Raw genomic sequence first — 21,318 nt, forward strand, 5'->3', positions numbered from 1 at the left:
TTCTCAAAGGTTCCGTGTGCTTAAAATTAAAGTTTTAATATTTGGATTTTTTAAATAAAGCGTTTACAATATATGTAGAAACAACAAAGGGGGAGATTGCATGGTAAAGGTAGAACGTCTGCTCGTCAACTATAAAACGCTTGAAGAATTCAAGAAGTTCAAAGAATACGGCATTCAGGAGCTTTCAATGCTTGAAGATCTTCAGGATAATATTATTGAAAATGACAGCACTTCGCCTTTTTACGGGATTTATTTTGGGGATAAACTTGTAGCGCGAATGAGTCTATATCAAGTTAATGGCAAATCGAATCCTTATTTCGACAATCATCAGGATTATTTGGAGCTTTGGAAGCTTGAGGTTCTTCCGGGCTACCAAAACAGGGGATATGGGAAAGCGTTGGTTGAATTTGCTAAATCATTCAAAATGCCGATTCGGACAAATCCGCGAATGAAATCAGCGGAATTTTGGAATAAAATGAACTTTGAAACTGTTAAATATGATATGGCGCGGGACAAAGGGGAAAACCCGCTCATCTGGCACCCTGATATGGATCAAGAAATGACACCGGGAGAATCTGCATAGAAATAAAAACAACCGGCCTATTCACACTCTACGGCCGGTTCATTTCAGGCGTTCATTACGTTTCTTGAGCCTTTTTTTTCATTCTTCCGTCTTCCTTAGAAACAACCATTTTTCTGGCCCGGTCCATAATATCGATCAGCGCCTTGTAATCCTCTTCTGTCATCTCTAGCTGGTTCCTCAATGTTTGATTTTCACTCCGTAAGTCCTCAAGCTCCTTTTGCAGCGATTGGATTTGCCTCTTCAATTTTTCCCTTTCGAGCTGAAATTCATGTGCAGACGGCGTTTCTTTGAATTGTTCGAGAAATTGAATGACATCCTGAATGGACAAATCTCGTTTTCCTTCTGTTGACGCTGCCGCGGCGGTTTGCTTTACGGAATTCGGCAAATTGACCGAATGAACGCCGATTTGTTTTCTCAGTTCTTTCCTCTGCTTTTTCGCAAGCTCTATGCCTGATTGGTATTGTTTTCTCACATACGAGTTCCACCTGAACCCACAGGCTGCTGCGGTTCTGGTCAGCGCTCTTCCAACCTCCTCAAAGGCTGATAGCTGTGTTCCTCCCTCTCGAATATGGCGAAGCACCACTTCTGCCAGCAGCAAATCCTCATCCTGAGTCCAAGCATCTTGTCTTGTAATGGTCAAATTTAATCTCCCTCCATGTCAGCTTATTTATCTCATACATATGCCGGTAATAGATTAGATAGACTATTTGCACTTACAAATTTTCCGCAAGCTGACAGGAAGAGAATAAGAAAAAGCGCAGGGCTTTCACCCTGCGCTTTTCTTATTAGTTACTTTTCACATTTATGTCTTTGCCGTTGTATGATCCGCATGCTTTGCATACACGGTGAGACAATTTCATCTCTCCGCATGACGGACATTCTGTCATACCAGGTACATTAAGTTTGAAATGTGTACGGCGCAATCTTTTCTTCATTTTAGAAGTTCTTCTAAAAGGTACAGCCATTATTCCCACCTCCTTAAAGAGTTAAGATTCATCATCTTGTTTTAAGAGCTTTTCGAGGGCTGCAAGTCTCGGATCGACTTGATTCTTCTTGTCTTCCTCTGAAATGACTTGCCAGTCCTTTCCTTCTTGAGGAGCAGCTCCTTTTTCTTGTTCAGATTCACAAAAGATTTGCATAGGGATTTCTAAAAGAATTTCTTCTTTCACGATCGGAGTTAAGTCGATAGTATCGTCCTCAACAATGTGAACGTCATCATCTTCTATATCATCCGTCTGATGAAATATAAACAGTTCTTTTGTTGAAATTTCAAATGGATACGCAACATCAACGAGTGTTCTTGAGCATGGCAAAATCATTTCGCCTGAAATCGTAAAATCAAACGAAACCTGTTTCGATTTAATATCCGCTCTGCCCTTCACCCGAACGGGAGAAATGCGGCGGATGTCAGAATTCAGCTTTGTCAGCTCATTTAACTCAACTGTTTCATCAAACTCAAAACTTTGGTTTGGCATTTGATGCAGCTGATAAATCGTCCATTTCATTTGTATCACCTCATGAAAGCAACAAACATGATTATAGCTTTTAAGATTGTTTTTGTCAATATTTTTTCTTTACAGCATAATGCTGCCATTCAAGTATCGTTGACAGCGGTATATGCGATGCATACACTTAGATTAAAAATAAGACGTAAGAGTTTCCATTTGCAAATGTACCATACGTTTTTAAACATAGCAAGAAAGGCGGAAAAAATATGAAAGCTGTCGGATTGGTGGTTGAATATAATCCCTTTCATAACGGTCACCTTTATCATGCCCAAACAGCAAAGCGGCAAACCGGATGTGACACGGCTGTTGCTGTAATGAGCGGACATTTTTTACAGCGCGGAGAACCGGCTGTAGTGTCAAAATGGGCCCGAACAAAAATGGCGCTGCAAAGCGGAGTCGATCTTGTCATTGAACTGCCTTATCTTTATGCGGTGCAAAAAGCGGAGATTTTCGCACGCGGCAGTGTTTCCATTCTGAACAAACTTGGATGCGAGGCGCTTTTTTTCGGGAGTGAAAATGGTGATATTAAGCCGTTTATAGAAACAGCAAAGCTTATTGATGAGCATAAGCATACATTTGATCAGTGTATCAAAGAAGAACTTAAAAAGGGGGCCAGCTACCCAGCCGCGGCAGCTATCGCCTTCAGATCCATTTTACATACAGAAAATGCGCTTGATTTATCAAAGCCAAACAACATTCTGGGATATCATTATGTGACTTCCATTCTTTCCGGGGGATATCCAACGAAACCTTATACCACAGCGCGCATTTCCTCGGACTATCATGATGCCGACCTTCCTGAAGGCGAAAACCATATCGCAAGCGCCACAAGTATCAGAAAAGCGATGTTTGAACAGAATCTTGAAGCCTGCCTTCGTTTTCTTCCTGGTACATCCGCAAGTGAATTAGCACATTACCGAAAATCTTTCGGATTGTGGCATACACCTGAAAGCTATTTTTCTTACTTAAAATACAGCCTGTCGACTGTCACAGCACAGGAATTACAGCACGTATACGAGGTGGAGGAAGGCTTAGAACACAGAATTCTTCGTTCGATCAGAAAAGCCAGCTCCTATCAGGAATTTATGGAGCTGCTGAAAACAAAACGTTATACGTGGACAAGGCTCCAGCGGATGAACACGCACATTTTAACCAGAACGAACAAACAGGAGATGCATAAGCTGCTTGCCGGCGAAGAGGTGCCTTATATTAGGCTTCTCGGCATGACGAAAAAAGGACAGTCTTATTTATCAGAAAAGAAAAAAGCGATGTCCGTTCCGCTTGTCAGCAAACTATCCTCTTTCTCCCATCCGGCACTCGATCTGGACATAAAAGCAAGCAGAATCTACAGTCTGCCGATAGAAGAACCGCTGAGAACTGAATTTGCCCTGCAGGAATATGGACGTACTCCCATTCGATATGACGAGCATGAACAACGCTTTTTAAATATATAAAAAGCACCTGAGTTTCAGGTGCTTCAAATTGTTGAAGTCTAGGAAGGCCGAGCATCGGAGCAGCATTTCAAAGGATGTGAAGACGGCGGCGTTTAGGCAGGACGTCTGCCCGTTCCACTCCGTATTGAGCACCGACGCGCAGCCCTGACAACGAATGCGGAAGTTTATCGACACGCTGAAAGCACTTGAGTATCAGGTGCTTTTCGCTTTCAGCTTATTCAAATAATCAATCGCGTCTTGCATCGTATCAATAGGCACAATCTTCATATCTGAATCAATATCTTTTGCTGTTTTCACTGCGTTTTCATAATCGGAATTGCTGGCGCCGTTTTGATTTGGGGCGAAGAAAATGTCTTTTCCGGCTTTGTCCGCGGCGACGACTTTCTGATCGATGCCGCCGATCGGGCCTACTTTTCCGTCAACATCAATGGTACCGGTTCCCGCAATCTCGTAGCCTTTTGTTTCGTCTGGTTTTGTCAGCTGATTATAGATTTCCAGAGACATCATTAACCCTGCTGACGGGCCGCCGATATTTTCGATTTCAAAATCAATATCGGGCTCCACTTTCACGTTCCTGTCCGTATAGAGCGAAACTCCGATGCCTGCCCGTTCCGGCTCATCGGGAAATTGTTTTAATGTAAGGGTGATCATCTTTTCTTTTTCTTCTCTTTCAATTTTTAACCGGACTTTATCTCCCGCTTTTTTGCTGCTGATATAATCAATCAGCTTTTCAGCAGACTGATAGTTTTTGCCGTCTGCCCTAATAATTTTATCACCGACTTCTATTTTCCCTTTTGCGGGCATGTTTTCTACAACTGAGCTAGCGTATATGCCGTTAAAGGAATAACTGACTTTTTTTCCTGCCTTTTGATAGGCCGCTATGACGGCGTTTTCTTGCGAGCTTTTCATCATTTGGAGCTGCCTTTTCATATACTCCTCATCTGATTCGCCTTCTTCCTTGATGATTTCATCAGGAACTATTTCATAATAAGAGTGAACCTTCGCCCACACATATGTAAACGGATTAGCCGGTCCCACTTTGACAGTCATTAAGGACAGACTTCCTGTTTCCGGGTAGCCTCCCTCCACTTTTATCAGTGAAGCAAGCTCTGTCGCTTCTCCCGGTTTTGTAATATAGTATGGAAGTTTTATAAATGATAAAACGGCAATCAGAATGAGGATGACAAGCATCCAGCTAAAATGTTTTTTACGAAGCAAATTATGAGCCCTCCCAATTCTCTATTTCTTTTTTTATCTTGCTGATCATTCGGTCTGTCGCTTCCTCGCCTGCCGATATCATTGCTTCAATATTAGCAAACGAGCTGGAGCTGTATGTTTCAAGAGAAGGGCGAATCATGATATCCGCGGCAATCGTTTGATGTCGCACCAATTCATTTTGCAGTATATCCATACTTTGCATAATCACATCAAAAATATGCGCCGCCGTTTCGGTTTTTCGAACCCTGGAGACATCCGAAGCGATGATAATATCAGCCCCCATGTCTTTGACAACAGAAACCGGGATTCGGTCGACGACCGCGCCGTCTACAAGAAGCCGTCCGTCCAGCTTCTGCGGAATAAAGATACCTGGTATGCTGATGCTCGCCCGCACCGCATCTGACACCGAGCCCTTGCGGAACACAATCTTTTCTCCTGTCTGTAAATCACACGCCACAATGCCCAGCGGGATTTGAAGCTCTTCGATCGGTTTTCCGAATGTATAAGCATGCACAAGCTGCCTGACGCGATCACCTTTTAAAAAACCGAGCCTCGGAACCGTATAATCAGCATAAAGCCGCCGTTTAAAGACTTTAGCGACTTTCTCCATCGTTGCCACATCGTGGCCGGCGGCATAGAAACTGCCTACCAAAGCGCCCATGCTGCTCCCCGCAATCATATCCACTTCAATTTGATGCTTATGTAAACTGGAGAGCACACCGAGATGAGCGAGCCCCCTGGCCCCTCCCGATCCTAACGCTAACCCGATTTTAGGTTTGACCAAAGCGTTGACCTCCTGCCTGAATTCCCTGTATACCGAATTCTATGGTCTAAACTGAACCCCTATGCTCGTATATTAGTACAAAGATTCAAAAGGACAGGTACTGCTTGGCCGTTTCGTGTCATACATATTTTATCATGATATACATGTGATTGGGCATTTTTAGCATCGGGGAGGTAAGAATGAACTTGTCGAAGATTCATACACTTTTAATTGCTTCGTTTTTTCTTTTTTTAACAGCGACTGTCATCTCACATCCGCAGGCCTCATTCGAAGCCTCTAAAACCGGGCTTTCTATGTGGTGGGAGGTTGTGTTTCCGTCATTGCTGCCATTTTTTATTCTGTCTGAACTCTTAATCGGTTTTGGCATTGTGCGGTTTGTCGGTGTTTTGCTTGAGCCTTTTATGCGGCCGATCTTTCGCGTGCCGGGTGTCGGCGGCTTCGTTCTTGCTATGGGAATGGCATCAGGAAACCCAGCGGGAGCAAAACTCACTGCCCGTCTGCGGCAGGAAAAACAGATTTCAAGAGTAGAAGCAGAACGGCTTGCGTCGTTTACCAATTCTTCAAATCCGCTCTTTATTTTTGGCGCTGTTGCCGTCGGTTTCTTTCAAAACGCGTCATTGGGCATATTATTGGCTACCGCACACTATTTAGGGAATCTGGCTGTCGGTTTAACGATGCGTTCCTATGGACGCAAAGAAGAGCAGCATCTCAGAAATAAGAAAACGATTCCTTTTCCTTCGATCAAAGATGCTTTACACGCTCTGCATACCGCCAGACTTGCGGAAAAACGGCCTCTGGGCAAAATTTTAGGCGACGCCGTGACATCTTCTGTTCAAACGCTTCTCATGGTGGGCGGGTTTATTATTTTGTTTTCTGTCTTTAACAGGCTGTTATCCGTGGTGCAGTTGACTGATATTCTGTCTGTATTCACAAAAGGTGCGCTGGCCTTGTTTCAGCTTCCAGCTCAATTGGACATCCCTCTATTATCAGGAATGTTTGAAATTACGCTGGGAAGCAAGCTTGTCAGCGAAACAGACGTTACTCTTCTGCAACAAGCCATTATCGTCAGCTTTATTCTCGGGTTTAGCGGCTTTTCTGTTCAAGCTCAAGTGGCAGGTATTTTATCGGAAACCGATATCAGATTTAAACCATTCTTTATCGCGCGTTTGCTGCAGGGCGTTTATGCCGCCGTCTTCGTCATGCTTTTATGGAAACCTCTATACACGGCATGGAATGATCCATATCAGTATGTTTTCAAATCTCTTCATAGCGGCGAAATGCCAACAGCACTTATAAACGGTTGGAATCAGCTGGTGCAGATTGGACCTGTTGTCACATTATGCGCACTGTTTACGTACATTATCATTTGTTCTTTCAGACTGACAAACGGCACAAAAAAAGGATGAGTCACAAAACCCCTCATCCTTGTCTGAATTTTTGCTGAAGCGCCAGCTCTACTTCCGGCGGCACAAATTCTGATACAGTGCCTTTGTATCTTGCCACTTCTTTGACAATGCTTGAACTTAAAAACGAATATTGATTGTTTGTCATCATAAAAAACGTTTCAATGGATTCATCAAGAACACGGTTTACAGATGTCCCCTGCATCTCGTATTCAAAATCAGACACCGCTCTCAAGCCTCTTAAAATCGCTTTCGCATTTTTTCTTTTTGCATAATCAATTAATAGCCCTTGCGACGTTTCAACTGTTATGTTCGGGATGTCTTTTGTCACTTCTCTCAAAAGCTCACACCTTTCTTCTACACTGAACAAAGGTTTTTTTGAAGAATTATTCAACACACACACATACACTTGTTCAAAAATATGCGCCCCGCGTCTGATGATGTCCAGATGCCCGTAGGTCACCGGATCAAAACTGCCGGGACAGACAGCTATACTCGCCACAACACTACCCCCTCTTTTTATAAATCGCTACACCTGTAAGTCCATAGGTTTCTTTTCTTGCCATCACAAGATCTCCTACAGCTTCAGGAAGCTCGACCTCTCTGTCATGCTCAGTAACGATAAAGCCGTATTCTTCCAGCATTTGACATTCGTCAATCATCGTTAAAAGCGCTTTCAGCTTTTGTTCCTTATACGGCGGATCAAGAAAAATGCCGCGAAAGGCAGTTTCTCTTTTTGCAGCAGCGTGCAAAGCCCGTTCCGCATCATTGCGGTATACCTGTGCATGTTTTGTAAGCTCCAGCGTTTTTAAATTTGATTTTACCGTTTGAATCGCTTTAAAATCACGGTCAACGAATATACAATGCTCAAACCCGCGTGAAAGCGCTTCGATTCCAAGTCCTCCGCTCCCCGCGAATAAGTCCAGTCCCCTGCCCCCGTCAAAATAAGGGCCGATCATATTGAAAATGGATTCCTTCACTTTGTCGGTTGTCGGTCTTGTTGATGTTCCCGGCACGGCCTTTAGTGAACGGCCTTTTTTTGATCCAGAAATTACTCTCATATTCCACACCACTTTTTCTAAAAGCTATTTTGTTTCTTTGTTCGGCCGGACGCCGCTATGTACATAGAAAAAAATCAATCCTATCTTAACATAAAGCATTCTTGCAAACAATGAACGTAATCTTGTTAAAACAGGTGTATAGGCAGACTGATCCTTGTCCATACTATAAACAACAGCATCTAGAGGATGTTGTTGCCAACCGCGGAGAAGACTTACGTTTCCCCATAAGTTCTTCCTCCGGTTTCTCCTCTCCCTTTGCCTTCTCCTTAACTTGTTAAGGAATAGAAGGACCCCGCAGAAGCCTGCGGGGATTTTTTTATAGAGCTATATGCCGATTTTATAATCGTATTCTTTTGCTTTATCAAGCTTTGACTCGAATTCCAATTTTAAAAACGGTTTATAAGAAGGCTCCACTTTTTTCACAAACGAGTAAGAAGCGATCTTGTCCATTGTTTTTTCAATTTGATTCATATCGCAATACAGCACGACATATTTTAAGCGTTTTGATACATAGTGCACATTTCCGAACTTCCTCAGCATTTTGCTTTGTTTTAGGGAATGCAGATACACAACCATACCCTGGCGCCTATTCTCCAATACAATCACCTGCCTGATTTCTCTTATATGTAAAAGACGAGACGGCCAGTCTCGTCAGGACACTTTGCATCCGCAGCCTCCGCCCGAACCGCAGCCGCCTCCGCACGAAGACAAACCATCAAAATAAGGGTTCCCAGTCGGAACTTTAACATGCTCTGAAACAGCTGTTCCAATCTCGACGCTAACCTCATCAAGAATAGACTGGAGCTCATTTTCAGCTCTCTTGAAGTCAGCCACCTTATCGTTCAGATCCAGCTCCCGCTTGATCTCCCTCATTTTCCGGGATATTTCTCTATAGTCAGGATGATATTTGCCAAAACGCTGTACATCCTCATACTGCTCTTTTATTTGGATAAAAGAACGAATAATCCGCCCTGCCTCTTCATCTTCTTGGAGACGCTTGTAACAATTGCGGTAGTTCTCAGCCGTCTCCGACTGCAGAATCATCTCGGCAAGCTGCTGAGCTTCACTTTGAAGCCGCACGGATTCCATCGTCGCATACATAACACGCACCTCCAGTTGTTAGTTTACCATGAAACCAGCCAATTGGAAAATCCTTAGCCGAAGCCTGAAAACAATCTCCCTGCATTTACAGCATGAAAAAAGACCCTCTTTCGGGCCTTTCAATCTTTTGTCCGCATCGCTTGAAACATTTGCATCATCATTTGCGCCATTTGGATCCCGTTCGTAAACTGGTTTACCCGGTGCGGTATGGTTTTTTCATAAAAGTTCATCATCTCAAGCTGAAAGGAGGACAGATCATCCGGTTTTCTCGAAAGCCTGCGGTACCATATCGGCTGTTCTCTGATGAATCGTTTCCGTTCTTCATTTGCTGAAATAAATTCCTGAACCTCTTTGCGCATATAAGCTCTCCTTTTTTAATCCTTTCGAAAAGAAAAAGGATGCTGTCCAGAGCCTGGCTGAGATTGCTTTTGGCCGCTCCCGGAAAATGTATGAAGAAGACTTTGCAATGATGAAATTGACTGGCTCATTTTATTGATTTGTTCGTTCATTTGATTGACATCCATTTTTTTCACCGCTGTTACCATTTTAGAGACAAAATCATTTTTTTCCGCCGTTTCTGGCACAGCATTCGTGCCTTCTTCCGGTTCCCGATACGGATCCCAAATCGGGTCGCTCTCCCCGAAGAGGACCCAATTCTCATAGACGTCCTGCCAGCTTCTTTGTTCTTTACGCACTTCTTTTATCAGCTTGGGATGCTTTTTGACGAATTGTTTAAAGTCATTGATTGAATGATTGGCGTGTTGGTTCGCCACAATCCTCACCCCCTCCGAAAATGATACCTACTACAATGTATCGTTTTGTGAGGCATTGTGTTCGCCTATATTCACACCAATATCTTCATTTATTATCACAGGGAGCGCAGAGCAATTTGAGAGTCAGAATACCGCCGTTCTGCTCCGTTTTTTAAATATCGCACAGATGGCTGCTATCAGGATGGAATGTTTCTAGATTTGCCCCAACACAATAAAGGTGATCGAACGCAGGAAGAGTATCGGCCTCCTCTGTACCATCACATCCAGACCAGCCGATTATGTGGAAATAAAAAAGCCGCGGAACCAACCGTTCGCGGCTTTTCATTACCATCGCTTAATAAAATTTTGGGTGTAATATTTCCGGTCTACTCCGACACCTAGATGCGTATAATCTGAATTTAGAAGCGCTTTTCGATGGCCTTCACTATTAAGCCAGCCTTCTACAGCGGCCGGGCCGTCCACATAATTGTATGCGATGTTTTCTCCCGCTTGCTGAAAGTCAACATCCCCTTCTTCTAAGCGGTCTTTCAGCGTCCCGTATTTTTTAGAAACATGGGAGAAATAGTTATTGTCCTTCATATCCTCGCTATGTCCAAAAGCTACTTCTGCCGTCGGCTGGTCCCACTCAAGCTTCGCAAGTCCATACTTGACACGTATGACATTCGTCAAATCAAATATTTGCTTTTCGCTCGTCGTTTGGATCTTTTCCCACTTATCATCTGAAACATCTTTTGACTTCATTAATTCACCGCGGTATACAACCTCATAAGGTCTTTGCTTTACAAAGGTTTGCGCATCAAACGCCCTGATGCTGGATAACTTCCCCTCAAATTTGTCCATATACAGCTGGACATACATCTTTCCTACCTTTACAGTCGGTCTGGTATTGATATCCTCTTCAGAAAACTCAAATCGATAGGAATTTCCTTTATACTCTACATTCACAAACGGCGCCACCTGAGTCGTCTTGAATACTTCTCCGGTTGATTCGCCAATTTTGAAAGGCTTTGCGTTAATATCATTCCCAGCTGCAAATAATGTGACCACTTTATTATTTAATACTCCGATTTGGATATATTGGTCCTTTCCTTGATTGTAAACCCACCAATCGTAATCATATGCGGAAGGGTCAATGCGTTCAGGTTTCCCAAGCTTTTTTGTTACATCATCGGCGGACTTGCCCATAAAGGACAATAACCCTGAAGTCGGCATATGTATTCGTTTGCCGCTTTGCGCTTCCTCGTTAGACACTTGAGGCTCGCTGTCATTGGATTTTTTTTCAGGAACAGATCCGTATTGAATAAACAGAACATAAGTTCCGCAGATAATCAAGAGGATAACCAGTGCTCTCAATATATTTTTCAATCTATCACCCCCGTGCGATCACGTGTCTTGCCTTACATCTCATTACAATACAGCCTATTTAACATGTCAAAGATTTATGTGTTAATGAAAAAAGCCTTCTTCTCTGTCATCACCCTCGGAAATATCCGATAAGGCGCTGCCGGCACGTTCATTCGTTTGCTCAGATAAAGAAAGATCACCAAGCGTGACGATTCCAGTCAGCTTTTTGTTTTTTGTAACGGGTATCCTTCTGAGCTGATGTGATGCCATCAAATGAAGAACCTCATCGACTGAAGCATCTTCCTCCACACTGACAGGTTTTTCGGTCATCGCGTCAGTGATTTTTTGCGAATTCGGTTTTTTTATAGCGATTCCTCTTAACACGAGATCCCGGTCGGTCACGATGCCAACGAGGGTTTCTCCATCCTCATCTACTACCGGAACCGCACCTATATTCGCGTCCTTCATCTTTACTGCAGCTTCATATACATTATCTAATACCGTGCAATATTGCAAGTCGGCTGTCATCAGATCTTTTATTTTTGTCATCCGTATAGCCCTCCTTTAGTCTAGTGCTATTTTCGTCAAAATTTATTTTTTGCATACTTTCAAAAGAAGAAGATTCATTGAAAGTTTAACGCTTTCATACTATGATTGTCAGGAAAGGTAATTTTTATAAGGAGGGGTCAGTGTTGAAGTTTACTGAAAGCGGGCTTGAAGGAGTAAAGGCTGAGCTCAGCTGGCTAGACGACTTGATGGAAAGCAAAGGTCTCATCAGAGCGGGTCAATGGGATTACGAAAGAGTCACCTATGACAGAAAGTTTTCGACGATTGAGGGTACGTTTTACCTGCGGATACCAGGCATTGCGGCTGAGGGCGATGTTGGAAGCGGCCGCGCCGTGATTCAATTAATGCCCCCTCTCTTAGGTAAGCATTACTACCCGCACGGAGTAGAATATGGAGAAACGGAAGAGTTTCCCGTACAGGTTGTAACAAAAAGCAAGGCACTGATTCAGGACATATCCGACATGTTAAAAACAGTTCAAATGTAATGAAAAGGAACAGCATCTTCTGCTGTTCCTTTCAGATTGGTTGACAAAATGCAAAACGGTTTTGATTTTAGCATTTTGTCATCTTTTCAGCGTGATTGAAAACCCTTGAAGTCTAGGAAAGGCGAGCATTGGAGCGGAGCGAATGTTTTCATTCGTGAGTTCCAACGCGCAGACTTGACAACGAATGCGTGGGTTTGTCGACACGCTGAAAAGGTACAGCATCTTCAGCTGTACCTTTTATGATATCGTCTGTTGAATATACGGCGGTTCCTCCTGCCCGTCCTTTTCTCTTTCTTTCTTCACCCATTGAAAAAAAACAAGCGCCAAAAAAGTGCCGTACACAATTTCCTGGATGATTTTCATCATGACTGCTCCGAGTTGCTGATCCTCCAACAAAGGGAGTGTATTTAACATCTCCGGTCCTGTTAATGGGACCTGCCCCATCATATCCGCAGGCACACAAAGCTTCATTGCCTCAGCCCACGCAGACGGGTCTGTATAGGTCGCGTATAACGGCGCGCCGCTGAACATGATCAGCGCGCAAGCAGGCGTGAGCAGCATACCGTCCGCCATAATATATCCCAGCTTCATCAAGCCGCTGAGCTGCGGGAGACGCTCTACCTTATGAACAAGCGGCCACCACATCAAAAACGCCAGTACAAAGATGAGCCAAGTCATTAATGTATGATAAAACGGATCCGTTTTGACAGTATCAAATATAAGTGGAACATGATATAACGAAAAAATGCCGTTAAACAAAAGCAAAGCAATTAAAGGTGTCGAAAAGAATGAAAAAACCGGTTTAATGGCAGGCCTGAAAATGATCTTTTCCCAGAGCCATGCGGGAATTCCCGCAATTAATAATGGCGGGACGACCAAATACAGGACAGCCATTTGCACCATATGAGCGCTGAACATAATATGGCCGAGCAGATCTACCGGACTCCCCTCTGCTGCATATAAAAACAGCATCGCCGATAGAAAGCACACCATCTCTTTACCTGTTATCCGTTCTGGCTTTGAAAACATTCGCCAGTAAAAATAGAGATAAAGCACCATAATACCCAACAGGATACAAAAAAGATAAGGGCTCCACATCGCGCGAAACCCAAACACATCTAACTGATCCATTATTTCACCTCCGGCGGCTGTTCACATTACCACCATATAATTGTGACAAACGCAAGCACAGTGATGAACGCGACAAACATGCCTGAATACAAAAACAGTGCCGGCGCTTCATGCCCTTTTTGATTCATATGCATGAAATAATAAAGCTGGAAGATGACTTGAATCGCAGCAAGCAGAATAATGAAAGGAATCGTAAACCAGCTGGCGACACCGTCCGTTGCCACAGTGAGAAAGGCCACAATCGTAAGGCCGATCATTAGACCAAAAGACAGAACCTGATATTTCATCTCCTGAGCGTGCTTCTTTTTCTTAAATTCAAGGCCGCTGTTGATATGCCCCTTGCTTTTTTTACCGACCATGTTTATCCCACCATCCCCATTAAATATACAACGGTAAAGATGAAGACCCACACGACATCAATAAAGTGCCAATAAAGACTTGCAAGATAAAACTTAGGCGCCGTATACAGGTTTAGTCCCCTTTTGGCATTGCGGATCATCAGCGTGCTGATCCACATAAGCCCAAATGCCACGTGGGCGCCGTGTGTACCGACAAGCGTGTAAAACGCGGAACCGAGCGCAGAGCTTGTGATCGTAAAGCCAAACTCATGGGTGTAATGCATAAACTCATAAATTTCCAATGCTAAAAATCCCGCCCCCAATAAGAGCGTAATTCCAAGCCAAAGCTGCATTTTGCCAAAGGAAAAGTTCTTCATGTGGTACATCGCGTACACACTCGTTAAACTGCTCGTTAATAAAAGCATTGTGGCAATAAACACAAGCGTCACATCAAACATTTCCGTCGTAGGCGGGTCACCGGCGTTTGAATTCCGGAGTGCGAGAAACGTGGCGAAGAGAGACGCGAACAAAACTGTCTCTCCCCCAAGAAAAAGCCAAAAGCCTAAAAATTTATTTTTCCCTTCCAGTGTTACTTTTTCGGGAGAAGCTGGAAAGGTTTCCGCGGTGAATTTTTCTTCAATTTGCATTATGCCTTCACCCCTTTATCATCGTTCGGCAGTTCCTCTTTATGAATATGATAACCGTGATCATCAATGACTGAGCGAAGCAACATCGTGATAAATGTGATGCCGAGCCCGATAAAGATCACCGGCAGGCCCCAAGCGTGTTCGGTTCTGTACATCAGCCCGAACGCTGCGACAAAGAGGCCAAAGGAAATGATGAACGGCAGTATTGAGCCGTTCGGCATATGAATATCATCTACCGGTTCAGCCGGCGTCATTGAGCTGTGTCCTGCCTGCTTCTCAATCCAAAGCGGATCAAGCCCTCTGACAAAAGGAAGCTGTTTAAAATTATACTCAGGCGGCGGTGAAGAAACAGTCCATTCAAGCGTACGTCCGTCCTGCCATGGATCGGCTCCGACATATTCTCCTTTTACCGATGTCCAGATGACATTGACCAGCAGAAGAATAACTGCTGCCGCCATAAAAAACGCCCCGATTGTACTGATCAAGTTGCCGGTTTCAAGACCCTGGTCTGGTAAGAACGTATAAACCCGGCGCGGCATACCCATTAAACCGACAAAATGCTGAATGAAAAACGTAAGGTGAAAGCCGATAAAAAACAATACAAATGAAATTTTCCCCATCGTCTCATGCAGAATTTTACCGAACATTTTCGGCCACCAGAAATGCACACCGGCTAAAAGGCCGAATACCACACCGCCAATAATGACATAGTGGAAATGCGCCACCACAAAATACGTATCATGGAACTGATAATCAGCAGCAGCCGCTGCCAGCATAACTCCCGTTACACCGCCGAGCACGAAGGACGGTATAAAGGAGACGGCATACAGCATAGCGGTCGTATACTTTACATTTCCTCCCCAAATCGTCAAAAGCCAGTTGAAAATTTTAATCCCGGTCGGAATCGCGATAGCCATTGTGGCAACCGCAAAAATCGCATTTGCAATCGGTCCGAGACCTGTCGTAAACATGTGATGGACCCAAACCATAAAACCTAGAAAGCCAATGAGCACGATGGCAAAAACCATTGATGAATACCCAAACAAACGCTTTCTGGCGAACACAGGAATGACCTCTGAAAAAATACCGAATGCAGGCAAAATCAAGATATAAACCTCCGGGTGGCCAAAGATCCAAAACAAATGCTCCCAAATGACCGTATTCCCGCCAAGCTCTGGATTAAAGAAATTGGTGCCAAACAGCCGATCCAGCATCATCAGAGCCAATCCGGCCGTAAGCGGCGGAAAGGCAAACAAAATCAATGCCGAAGCCACAAATGTTGTCCATGTAAACAAAGGCAGCCTCATGTACGTCATGCCGGGCGCCCTCATGTTGATAATCGTGGCCAAAAAGTTAATCCCGGCTATCAGCGTCCCGAGCCCCGATATTTGCAGTCCGAGGACGAAAAAGTCTATGCCGTGCCCTTCAGAATGAAGCGAAAGTGAGGCGTATGACGTCCAGCCCGCATCTGGCGCTCCGCCCAAAAACCAGCTTAGATTTAAGAAGATGCCCCCGAAAAAGAAGAGCCAAAAACCGAGTGAGTTTAAAAATGGAAACGAAACGTCACGAGCCCCAATCTGCAAAGGCACGACCGCATTCATCAAGGCAAATAAAAGCGGCATCGCGGCCAGAAAGATCATCGTCGTCCCGTGCATTGTCATGACTTCATTGTATGCTTGAGCACTGAGAAAAGCATTTTCCGGCTTTGCAAGCTGAATTCTGATAAACATCGCTTCAATTCCGCCGACAAGAAAGAAGAATCCCCCGGCGATTAAGTAAAGAACCGCGATTTTTTTATGGTCCACCGTCGTCAAATAATCCCAAAGTATAGATCCGCGCGTCCGCTTTTCTGTAAGCGTGTTCAACATATGCGACCTCCCCTAATATCTCCCTTTCTTTCCTACTTGCTTTCCGTTTTTAAGCCTTTTAAGTATTCATAAAGTGCATCTGTTTCACTGTCTGAGAGCTTCGGATATGTTCCAGTCATTTTGTTCCCCGGTTTTATGCTCTCAGGATCCTTCAGCCAATCCTTCACATTTTCTTCGTTAGCGTCTTTCACCCCTGCCACTTTTGCCCTTTCACCGAAGGTCGCTAAGTTGGGGGCTGTTCTTGCTGCTTCTGCCCGCTTATCATTCGGCTCGACCGCATGGCAGCTCAGGCAGTTCTTCTCTTTAAAGAGTTCTTCGCCCTGCTTAGCCAAATCACTCTCTGCTGTAGACTTATAGTTTTTCATTTCTTTTGTCCAGCCCTGAAATTCTTTTGCAGACATCGTCTTTACCTTAAAATCCATCAGCGCGTGTGAAGGGCCGCAAAGCTCTGCACACTTTCCAAAAAACATATCTCCTGCCTCTTTGCTTCGTTTTGAATCAAATGTCAGGAAAAACTTATTTTCATTATCCGTATTCGTATCAAGTTTTCCTCCAACTGAAGGAATCCAGAAAGAATGTTTTACATCTGAGGCTTTTAAATTAAAATACACACGCTGGTCTGTCGGCACAATCAGCTCCTGACTTGTGATAATCCCGTAATCAGGGTATTCAAACTCCCACCAATATAAATTTGCCCGGACATTGACTACAAGAGCATCCTCAGCTTTGCGGCTTTTCTTATCCATTGGTGATGTATCTGCTAGCTCTAGCGTATATAGTACGACAGGGATCACAAGAATAATGAGCAGCAAAATCGGGATCACGGTCCATGTGATTTCTAAAAATTTGTTCCCCTCTACCTGTTTCGGTATCGTATTCTCACCGACCCGTGATCTTCTGAATCTCACAATCACATAAAAGAAGATAACAGATACTACTGCAACAACAACCACCATAATCAATGTGCTGAGCACTGTCAGGTCATACTGTTTATCAGCCACCTCGCCAGCAGGCTTGAGCGTGGATAAAAAAGGTTTTCCACATCCGCTTAATAGAAGCGGCACTAAGGCTAATAATGAAATAAGACGCCAATGCTTTACCATTTCACCCAACCCCTTTTCTGGTCAATACAAAGGCGGAGAGCAGATCGAAATTCGTCGCAATCCAGCCTATCACCAATAAAGCACTTACATTTCCACTTCTCTTAAAATATGAGTTTTTTGACTCAAAATGCCATCTATGTATAAAAGTAAAGCCGCCTGATTAAACAAAAGGTCAAGGCGGCATTTACTAGTTGTCATCGATTATTTTGAAGCGATAAAACAAGCAATGTATCTATTTTTTAAAAAAGAGTCAAGACAACCATGGCAACGAAATAGATTGTCATGTAATTGAGCGAGTAAATGAACATCTGCGTTGCCCACTTCATGATATTTTTGGTGCGGAGGCCCATCAAGCCGAGAATCAGCCAGCCGATATTTAACAGCAAGCCGAGAATGACAATCGGCAGGCCCAAGCTTCCAAGGAAAAACGGAAGTGGCATCAGGCACGCAACCCACACAATAATTTGTCTTTTTGTCACTTCAAATCCGTATACGACAGGAAGCATCGGAATATTTGCAGCTCTGTAATCCTCAGTTTTCTTAATAGCCAATGCTAAAAAATGAGGGATCTGCCAAATAAATAAAATCATGAATAATACCCATGCCACGACACCGATATGCCCTTCCACTGCCGTCCATCCAATAAGTGGCGGAACAGCGCCGGAAACACTTCCTACTACTGTGTTAATCGTATAGCGGCGTTTCGTCCACATTGTATACAATACAACATACGTAAAGACTCCGATAAAACCGATAACAGCAGCCATGACAGTTGTCATCAGCAGCATGATCAATCCTAAAGCAACCAGCAAAATTCCGGACCATAACGCCTGATTCGGCTGAATTTTACCCGTAACCGTCGGTCTTACTTTCGTGCGCTCCATCAGATGATCGATATCCCGGTCATACCAGTTATTGATCGCGCAAGAGCCCGCAATAATCAGAGATGACCCGATTAATGTAAGAAGAACGGTGTTTATATTGCCTAAAAAACTCAAACCGGAAATATGCAGTGCAAGCCACATTCCAGTAAAAGTCGTGATGAGATTGGAATTGACGATCCCTATTTTAATAAGGGACAGAAAATCTTTCCATGCCGTTGTTTCTTCAATTTGTCCGTCTATAGCTGTATCATTTATGATTCTGGAGTTAGCCATAACGTAAACCTCCCTTACAAACCTAACGCAGGACAATAAAAAACCTGCAACTCTATCATACAAGATAACATCTTGTAAAAAAACATCCTATTAAATATTAAACGACAAACAGGAATTTATTTGTGAACTTTTTATGAATTTTACCAAAGATAAAGGCAATCGCGAAATCGGCAGTGCGTTTACCTTATTTCTATCAGACCCGGCATGAATAATCAAGTGTACATTTTCCGGAAGCCGCCATTCTATTATATTTTTGTGAACAAAAGGCTCTAAGAATTGCCTCAAAACACATATTCGCTTACACTTGGAACGTATATAAAATCGCAGCAGTATGTTAAGAAGGTGAATATTAAATGAATAAAGCATTAAAAGCTCTCGGTGTTCTGACAACATTTGTCATGCTTATTGTTTTAATCGGGGGAGCCCTCGTTACAAAAACAGGTTCCGGCCAAGGATGCGGCAGACAGTGGCCGCTGTGTCACGGCCGTTTTTTCCCTGAAATGAATCCGGCTTCAATTATTGAATGGAGCCACAGATTCGCAAGCGGGATCTCTATTATCCTTGTGTTAAGCCTTGCGTTTTGGTCATGGAGAAAAATAACGCCGATTTTCCGTGAAACAACGTTTCTCGCGATCATGTCTATTATCTTTTTATTTCTTCAGGCACTGCTTGGCGCATTGGCTGTCGTATTCGGTTCAAACGCGCTGATTATGGCGCTTCACTTCGGCATCTCATTGATATCTTTTGCTTCAGTGCTTATTTTGACGTTGCTTATATTTGAAGCTGACAAATCAGTTAGAAAACTGGTTAAACCGCTTAAAATCGGCAAAAGAATGCAATTTCACATGATAGGAATATTAATATATACCTATATCGTTGTGTATACAGGCGCATATGTAAGACATACAGAATCAAGTCTGGCATGTCCTGATGTGCCGCTGTGCAGTCCGCTGAACAACGGACTTCCAACTCAATTCCCTGAATGGGTGCAAATGGGCCACAGAACAGCAGCATTGCTCTTGTTTGTATGGATTATTGTGGCCGCTGTTCATGCTGTTACTTCCTATAAAGATCAAAAGCAGATCTTTTGGGGCTGGATCTCATGTCTTATTTTTATTACATTACAGGCACTGTCCGGTATTATGATCGTGTATACTGAACTGGCTCTGGGCTTTGCTCTTGCCCACTCGTTCTTTATTGCCTGCCTGTTTGGCGTTCTATGCTACTTCATATTATTGATTGCACGGTTCCGTTATGAATCCAGACAATCATAAAGATTTTAGACCAAAGCTTCCAGTGCTTTGGTCTTTTTTATGTCATATTTTTTGCCGTTTCATATGTTTCAATGGCCAGCCTCCGCTGAACTTGATGATCAATGAGCGGCTTCGGATTATCCTCGCCGATGATGCAGGATGAACTCCCTTCAATTTGAGGCGTCATTTTCCATGGCTCGTGAAGAAATTCATCCGTAATATGTTTCAATTCGGGAATGTATCTCTTAATAAACAGCCCATCCGGATCAAACTTCTTAGATTGGGTGACAGGATTAAATATCCTGAAGTACGGCACAGCATCCGTCCCGACAGAAGCAGCCCACTGCCACCCCCCAATGTTAGATGCAGGATCGTAATCAATTAATTTATCAGCAAAATATGCTTCCCCGAGACGCCAATCGATTAAAAAGTCCTTAACGAGAAAAGAAGCAGTGATCATGCGAAGCCGGTTATGCATCCAGCCTTCTTTGTTAAGCTGCCTCATCCCCGCATCAACGATCGGAAAACCAGTGCGCCCTTCACACCACGCTTGAAACAGCTTGTGATCATGATTCCAGCTGATGTTGCGGAACCTCTCATCAATTTCCGTCTCAGCCATGTGCGGATGAACGGCGTATACCATGTTGTAAAAGTCACGCCAAGCCAGCTCCTTGATAAAAACGTCCTTCGCTCCTTGCGACGACTCATGCTGCAGTACTGCATAATATACCATACGCGGTGACAAGACGCCGGTTTTTAGAAACCGGGACAGCTTGCTGGTGCTATTTGCAAAAGGAATGTCTCTATTTTTATGGTACATTGACAGCTTTTCATCTATAAATCGGAAGAGAGCCTCTTTTGCAATGGAGGCATCAACATGCACCCAGTGTCTTTTGCTGGACTGCACAAGATGTTCCAGCATCCGTTCGCCCTGATTAGATAACGACTGATTTCTAATCATCTGCGTTGAACATAAAAAATGAGGATCGATCTCCATCATTTTCGGCTTTTCAGCCTTTGACCATGATCTAAAATATGGCGTAAACACCTTATACATACTGCCATCTTGTTTCACGATGTCGTCCGCACCGTGAATATGTGCATCTGTCCACGGCGAAGGATAAATCCCGTTTTTTCTTAAAAACGCTGATACTTCATGATCCCGCTGCGCTCCGTATCCTGCGTCATCCTGATTATAAAAAACCGCATCAATTTCATATGCATCCATCAGCCTGCGAAACATATGTATCGCTTCAAGATAAAAGATGTGCAGATAGAGTCCCTTTTGTCGCGCTTCATTTGTAAAAACAGAGAGTGTCTTAAAAAAATATTCGTGACTCATATCATACTTCATATCTACAAAGTGAGGATCGATCTGAAAGATCGGAAGCAGACCAGCCTGTTTTTGTTTTGAATAGGAAATATCTTTTGACAGTGCTGTATTGTCTTCAAGCCTTAAATCTCTTCTAAACCACACAATGACAACTTTCATTTGTTTCACTCCGCTTTTTTCTAAAAAACAAGAGTGTATATCAAATGA

The 21,318-nt window shown here is 43.6% G+C and carries 26 protein-coding genes; 6 read left to right on the forward strand and 20 right to left on the reverse strand.

The window, feature by feature from the left end:
* The first annotated feature begins 100 nt into the window (after positions 1–100).
* Positions 101–583, forward strand: coding sequence for an N-acetyltransferase (locus ACMX2I_RS13680; protein WP_087992152.1), 483 nt, complete (start codon positions 101–103; stop codon positions 581–583).
* A 55-nt stretch (positions 584–638) separates the two neighbouring features.
* Here ACMX2I_RS13680 and gerR read toward each other — a convergent pair whose 3' ends face one another.
* From gerR to ACMX2I_RS13695, 3 genes are all read right to left on the reverse strand, one after another.
* A complete protein-coding gene (gene gerR / locus ACMX2I_RS13685; protein WP_087992153.1) occupies positions 639–1,223 on the reverse strand; it encodes a sporulation specific transcriptional regulator GerR in 585 nt (194 codons plus the stop codon).
* A gap of 145 nt (positions 1,224–1,368) precedes the next feature.
* Positions 1,369–1,548 carry a 50S ribosomal protein L32 gene (rpmF, locus tag ACMX2I_RS13690; protein WP_003154457.1) on the reverse strand — a complete coding sequence of 60 codons (180 nt, stop codon included), beginning with the start codon at positions 1,546–1,548 and terminating at the stop codon, positions 1,369–1,371.
* Between the two features lie 21 nt (positions 1,549–1,569).
* A complete protein-coding gene (locus ACMX2I_RS13695) occupies positions 1,570–2,088 on the reverse strand; it encodes a YceD family protein (protein WP_148961898.1) in 519 nt (172 codons plus the stop codon).
* 27 nt (positions 2,089–2,115) lie between these two features.
* Between ACMX2I_RS13695 and ACMX2I_RS13700 the strand changes: the two genes are divergently transcribed.
* The gene (locus tag ACMX2I_RS13700; RefSeq protein WP_414957220.1) at positions 2,116–2,301 is read left to right on the forward strand and encodes a hypothetical protein; all 186 of its coding nucleotides are present in this window, start codon (positions 2,116–2,118) and stop codon (positions 2,299–2,301) included.
* Complete coding sequence (locus ACMX2I_RS13705; protein ID WP_414957221.1) at positions 2,298–3,545, forward strand: nucleotidyltransferase; 1,248 nt, start codon at positions 2,298–2,300, stop codon at positions 3,543–3,545. Before ACMX2I_RS13700 ends, ACMX2I_RS13705 begins: the two co-directional genes overlap by 4 nt.
* Before the next feature lie 192 nt (positions 3,546–3,737).
* Here ACMX2I_RS13705 and ddcP read toward each other — a convergent pair whose 3' ends face one another.
* Both ddcP and ACMX2I_RS13715 read right to left on the reverse strand, forming a co-directional pair.
* Positions 3,738–4,763, reverse strand: coding sequence for a protease DdcP (gene ddcP, locus ACMX2I_RS13710; RefSeq protein ID WP_414957222.1), 1,026 nt, complete (start codon positions 4,761–4,763; stop codon positions 3,738–3,740).
* 1 nt (position 4,764) lies between these two features.
* Positions 4,765–5,547 (reverse strand): patatin family protein, encoded by a 783-nt coding sequence (locus ACMX2I_RS13715; protein WP_087992158.1) that lies wholly within the window; start codon positions 5,545–5,547, stop codon positions 4,765–4,767.
* 179 nt (positions 5,548–5,726) lie between these two features.
* Between ACMX2I_RS13715 and spoVV the strand changes: the two genes are divergently transcribed.
* Entirely contained in the window at positions 5,727–6,953 is a 1,227-nt protein-coding gene (spoVV, locus tag ACMX2I_RS13720; protein ID WP_414957223.1) for a dipicolinic acid transporter SpoVV, read from the forward strand.
* A gap of 13 nt (positions 6,954–6,966) precedes the next feature.
* Here the strand turns inward: spoVV and coaD are convergent, their stop codons facing one another.
* The 8 genes from coaD to ACMX2I_RS13760 form a co-directional block, all read right to left on the reverse strand.
* A complete protein-coding gene (gene coaD / locus ACMX2I_RS13725; protein ID WP_414957224.1) occupies positions 6,967–7,452 on the reverse strand; it encodes a pantetheine-phosphate adenylyltransferase in 486 nt (161 codons plus the stop codon).
* Between the two features lie 4 nt (positions 7,453–7,456).
* Positions 7,457–8,011: a 16S rRNA (guanine(966)-N(2))-methyltransferase RsmD gene (gene rsmD, locus ACMX2I_RS13730; protein ID WP_414957225.1), complete on the reverse strand. Its 555-nt coding sequence runs from the start codon at positions 8,009–8,011 to the stop codon at positions 7,457–7,459.
* 324 nt (positions 8,012–8,335) lie between these two features.
* Positions 8,336–8,608, reverse strand: coding sequence for a YlbG family protein (locus ACMX2I_RS13735; protein WP_015715839.1), 273 nt, complete (start codon positions 8,606–8,608; stop codon positions 8,336–8,338).
* A gap of 54 nt (positions 8,609–8,662) precedes the next feature.
* On the reverse strand, positions 8,663–9,112 hold the full coding sequence (gene ricF, locus ACMX2I_RS13740) for a regulatory iron-sulfur-containing complex subunit RicF (protein WP_148961906.1): 450 nt from the start codon (positions 9,110–9,112) through the stop codon (positions 8,663–8,665).
* 119 nt (positions 9,113–9,231) lie between these two features.
* Complete coding sequence (locus tag ACMX2I_RS13745; protein WP_003221368.1) at positions 9,232–9,471, reverse strand: YlbE-like family protein; 240 nt, start codon at positions 9,469–9,471, stop codon at positions 9,232–9,234.
* A 15-nt stretch (positions 9,472–9,486) separates the two neighbouring features.
* Positions 9,487–9,885 (reverse strand): YlbD family protein, encoded by a 399-nt coding sequence (locus tag ACMX2I_RS13750; RefSeq protein ID WP_414957226.1) that lies wholly within the window; start codon positions 9,883–9,885, stop codon positions 9,487–9,489.
* 324 nt (positions 9,886–10,209) lie between these two features.
* Positions 10,210–11,250, reverse strand: coding sequence for a CAP domain-containing protein (locus tag ACMX2I_RS13755; RefSeq protein WP_202327705.1), 1,041 nt, complete (start codon positions 11,248–11,250; stop codon positions 10,210–10,212).
* An 81-nt stretch (positions 11,251–11,331) separates the two neighbouring features.
* Entirely contained in the window at positions 11,332–11,778 is a 447-nt protein-coding gene (locus ACMX2I_RS13760) for a CBS domain-containing protein (RefSeq protein ID WP_087992165.1), read from the reverse strand.
* A gap of 140 nt (positions 11,779–11,918) precedes the next feature.
* Here ACMX2I_RS13760 and ACMX2I_RS13765 point away from each other — a divergent pair, with 140 nt between their 5' ends.
* Positions 11,919–12,281, forward strand: coding sequence for a YugN family protein (locus ACMX2I_RS13765; protein ID WP_087992166.1), 363 nt, complete (start codon positions 11,919–11,921; stop codon positions 12,279–12,281).
* A 237-nt stretch (positions 12,282–12,518) separates the two neighbouring features.
* Here the strand turns inward: ACMX2I_RS13765 and ctaG are convergent, their stop codons facing one another.
* The 6 genes from ctaG to cyoE form a co-directional block, all read right to left on the reverse strand.
* On the reverse strand, positions 12,519–13,412 hold the full coding sequence (ctaG, locus tag ACMX2I_RS13770) for a cytochrome c oxidase assembly factor CtaG (RefSeq protein WP_414957227.1): 894 nt from the start codon (positions 13,410–13,412) through the stop codon (positions 12,519–12,521).
* 26 nt (positions 13,413–13,438) lie between these two features.
* A complete protein-coding gene (ctaF, locus tag ACMX2I_RS13775) occupies positions 13,439–13,771 on the reverse strand; it encodes a cytochrome c oxidase subunit IVB (protein WP_414957228.1) in 333 nt (110 codons plus the stop codon).
* A 2-nt stretch (positions 13,772–13,773) separates the two neighbouring features.
* On the reverse strand, positions 13,774–14,397 hold the full coding sequence (gene ctaE / locus ACMX2I_RS13780) for a cytochrome c oxidase subunit III (protein ID WP_252685724.1): 624 nt from the start codon (positions 14,395–14,397) through the stop codon (positions 13,774–13,776).
* Entirely contained in the window at positions 14,397–16,265 is a 1,869-nt protein-coding gene (gene ctaD, locus ACMX2I_RS13785; protein ID WP_414957229.1) for a cytochrome c oxidase subunit I, read from the reverse strand. Before ctaD ends, ctaE begins: the two co-directional genes overlap by 1 nt.
* A 32-nt stretch (positions 16,266–16,297) precedes the next feature.
* A complete protein-coding gene (coxB, locus tag ACMX2I_RS13790; RefSeq protein WP_087992170.1) occupies positions 16,298–17,368 on the reverse strand; it encodes a cytochrome c oxidase subunit II in 1,071 nt (356 codons plus the stop codon).
* A 239-nt stretch (positions 17,369–17,607) separates the two neighbouring features.
* Positions 17,608–18,525 (reverse strand): heme o synthase, encoded by a 918-nt coding sequence (gene cyoE, locus ACMX2I_RS13795; RefSeq protein ID WP_039073848.1) that lies wholly within the window; start codon positions 18,523–18,525, stop codon positions 17,608–17,610.
* Between the two features lie 353 nt (positions 18,526–18,878).
* Here cyoE and ctaA point away from each other — a divergent pair, with 353 nt between their 5' ends.
* Entirely contained in the window at positions 18,879–19,799 is a 921-nt protein-coding gene (gene ctaA, locus ACMX2I_RS13800; RefSeq protein ID WP_414957230.1) for a heme A synthase CtaA, read from the forward strand.
* Between the two features lie 37 nt (positions 19,800–19,836).
* Here the strand turns inward: ctaA and ACMX2I_RS13805 are convergent, their stop codons facing one another.
* Complete coding sequence (locus ACMX2I_RS13805) at positions 19,837–21,270, reverse strand: cryptochrome/photolyase family protein (RefSeq protein WP_414957231.1); 1,434 nt, start codon at positions 21,268–21,270, stop codon at positions 19,837–19,839.
* Positions 21,271–21,318 lie beyond the last annotated feature (48 nt).

Origin of the sequence: Bacillus sp. SW14 (genome assembly GCF_047608225.1) — a bacterium.
GTDB lineage: Bacteria > Bacillota > Bacilli > Bacillales > Bacillaceae > Bacillus > Bacillus subtilis_G.

Coding starts and splice junctions, on each gene's coding strand:
- ACMX2I_RS13680 (WP_087992152.1), top strand. CDS start 101: ATGGTAAAGGTAGAACGTCTGCTCGTCAACTATAAAACGCTTGAAGAA.
- rpmF (WP_003154457.1), bottom strand. CDS start 1,548: ATGGCTGTACCTTTTAGAAGAACTTCTAAAATGAAGAAAAGATTGCGC.
- ACMX2I_RS13695 (WP_148961898.1), bottom strand. CDS start 2,088: ATGAAATGGACGATTTATCAGCTGCATCAAATGCCAAACCAAAGTTTT.
- ACMX2I_RS13700 (WP_414957220.1), top strand. CDS start 2,116: ATGATTATAGCTTTTAAGATTGTTTTTGTCAATATTTTTTCTTTACAG.
- ACMX2I_RS13705 (WP_414957221.1), top strand. CDS start 2,298: ATGAAAGCTGTCGGATTGGTGGTTGAATATAATCCCTTTCATAACGGT.
- spoVV (WP_414957223.1), top strand. CDS start 5,727: ATGAACTTGTCGAAGATTCATACACTTTTAATTGCTTCGTTTTTTCTT.
- rsmD (WP_414957225.1), bottom strand. CDS start 8,011: ATGAGAGTAATTTCTGGATCAAAAAAAGGCCGTTCACTAAAGGCCGTG.
- ricF (WP_148961906.1), bottom strand. CDS start 9,112: ATGTATGCGACGATGGAATCCGTGCGGCTTCAAAGTGAAGCTCAGCAG.
- ACMX2I_RS13745 (WP_003221368.1), bottom strand. CDS start 9,471: ATGCGCAAAGAGGTTCAGGAATTTATTTCAGCAAATGAAGAACGGAAA.
- ACMX2I_RS13760 (WP_087992165.1), bottom strand. CDS start 11,778: ATGACAAAAATAAAAGATCTGATGACAGCCGACTTGCAATATTGCACG.
- ctaG (WP_414957227.1), bottom strand. CDS start 13,412: ATGGATCAGTTAGATGTGTTTGGGTTTCGCGCGATGTGGAGCCCTTAT.
- ctaF (WP_414957228.1), bottom strand. CDS start 13,771: ATGGTCGGTAAAAAAAGCAAGGGGCATATCAACAGCGGCCTTGAATTT.
- ctaE (WP_252685724.1), bottom strand. CDS start 14,397: ATGCAAATTGAAGAAAAATTCACCGCGGAAACCTTTCCAGCTTCTCCC.
- ctaD (WP_414957229.1), bottom strand. CDS start 16,265: ATGTTGAACACGCTTACAGAAAAGCGGACGCGCGGATCTATACTTTGG.
- coxB (WP_087992170.1), bottom strand. CDS start 17,368: ATGGTAAAGCATTGGCGTCTTATTTCATTATTAGCCTTAGTGCCGCTT.
- cyoE (WP_039073848.1), bottom strand. CDS start 18,525: ATGGCTAACTCCAGAATCATAAATGATACAGCTATAGACGGACAAATT.
- ctaA (WP_414957230.1), top strand. CDS start 18,879: ATGAATAAAGCATTAAAAGCTCTCGGTGTTCTGACAACATTTGTCATG.
- ACMX2I_RS13805 (WP_414957231.1), bottom strand. CDS start 21,270: ATGAAAGTTGTCATTGTGTGGTTTAGAAGAGATTTAAGGCTTGAAGAC.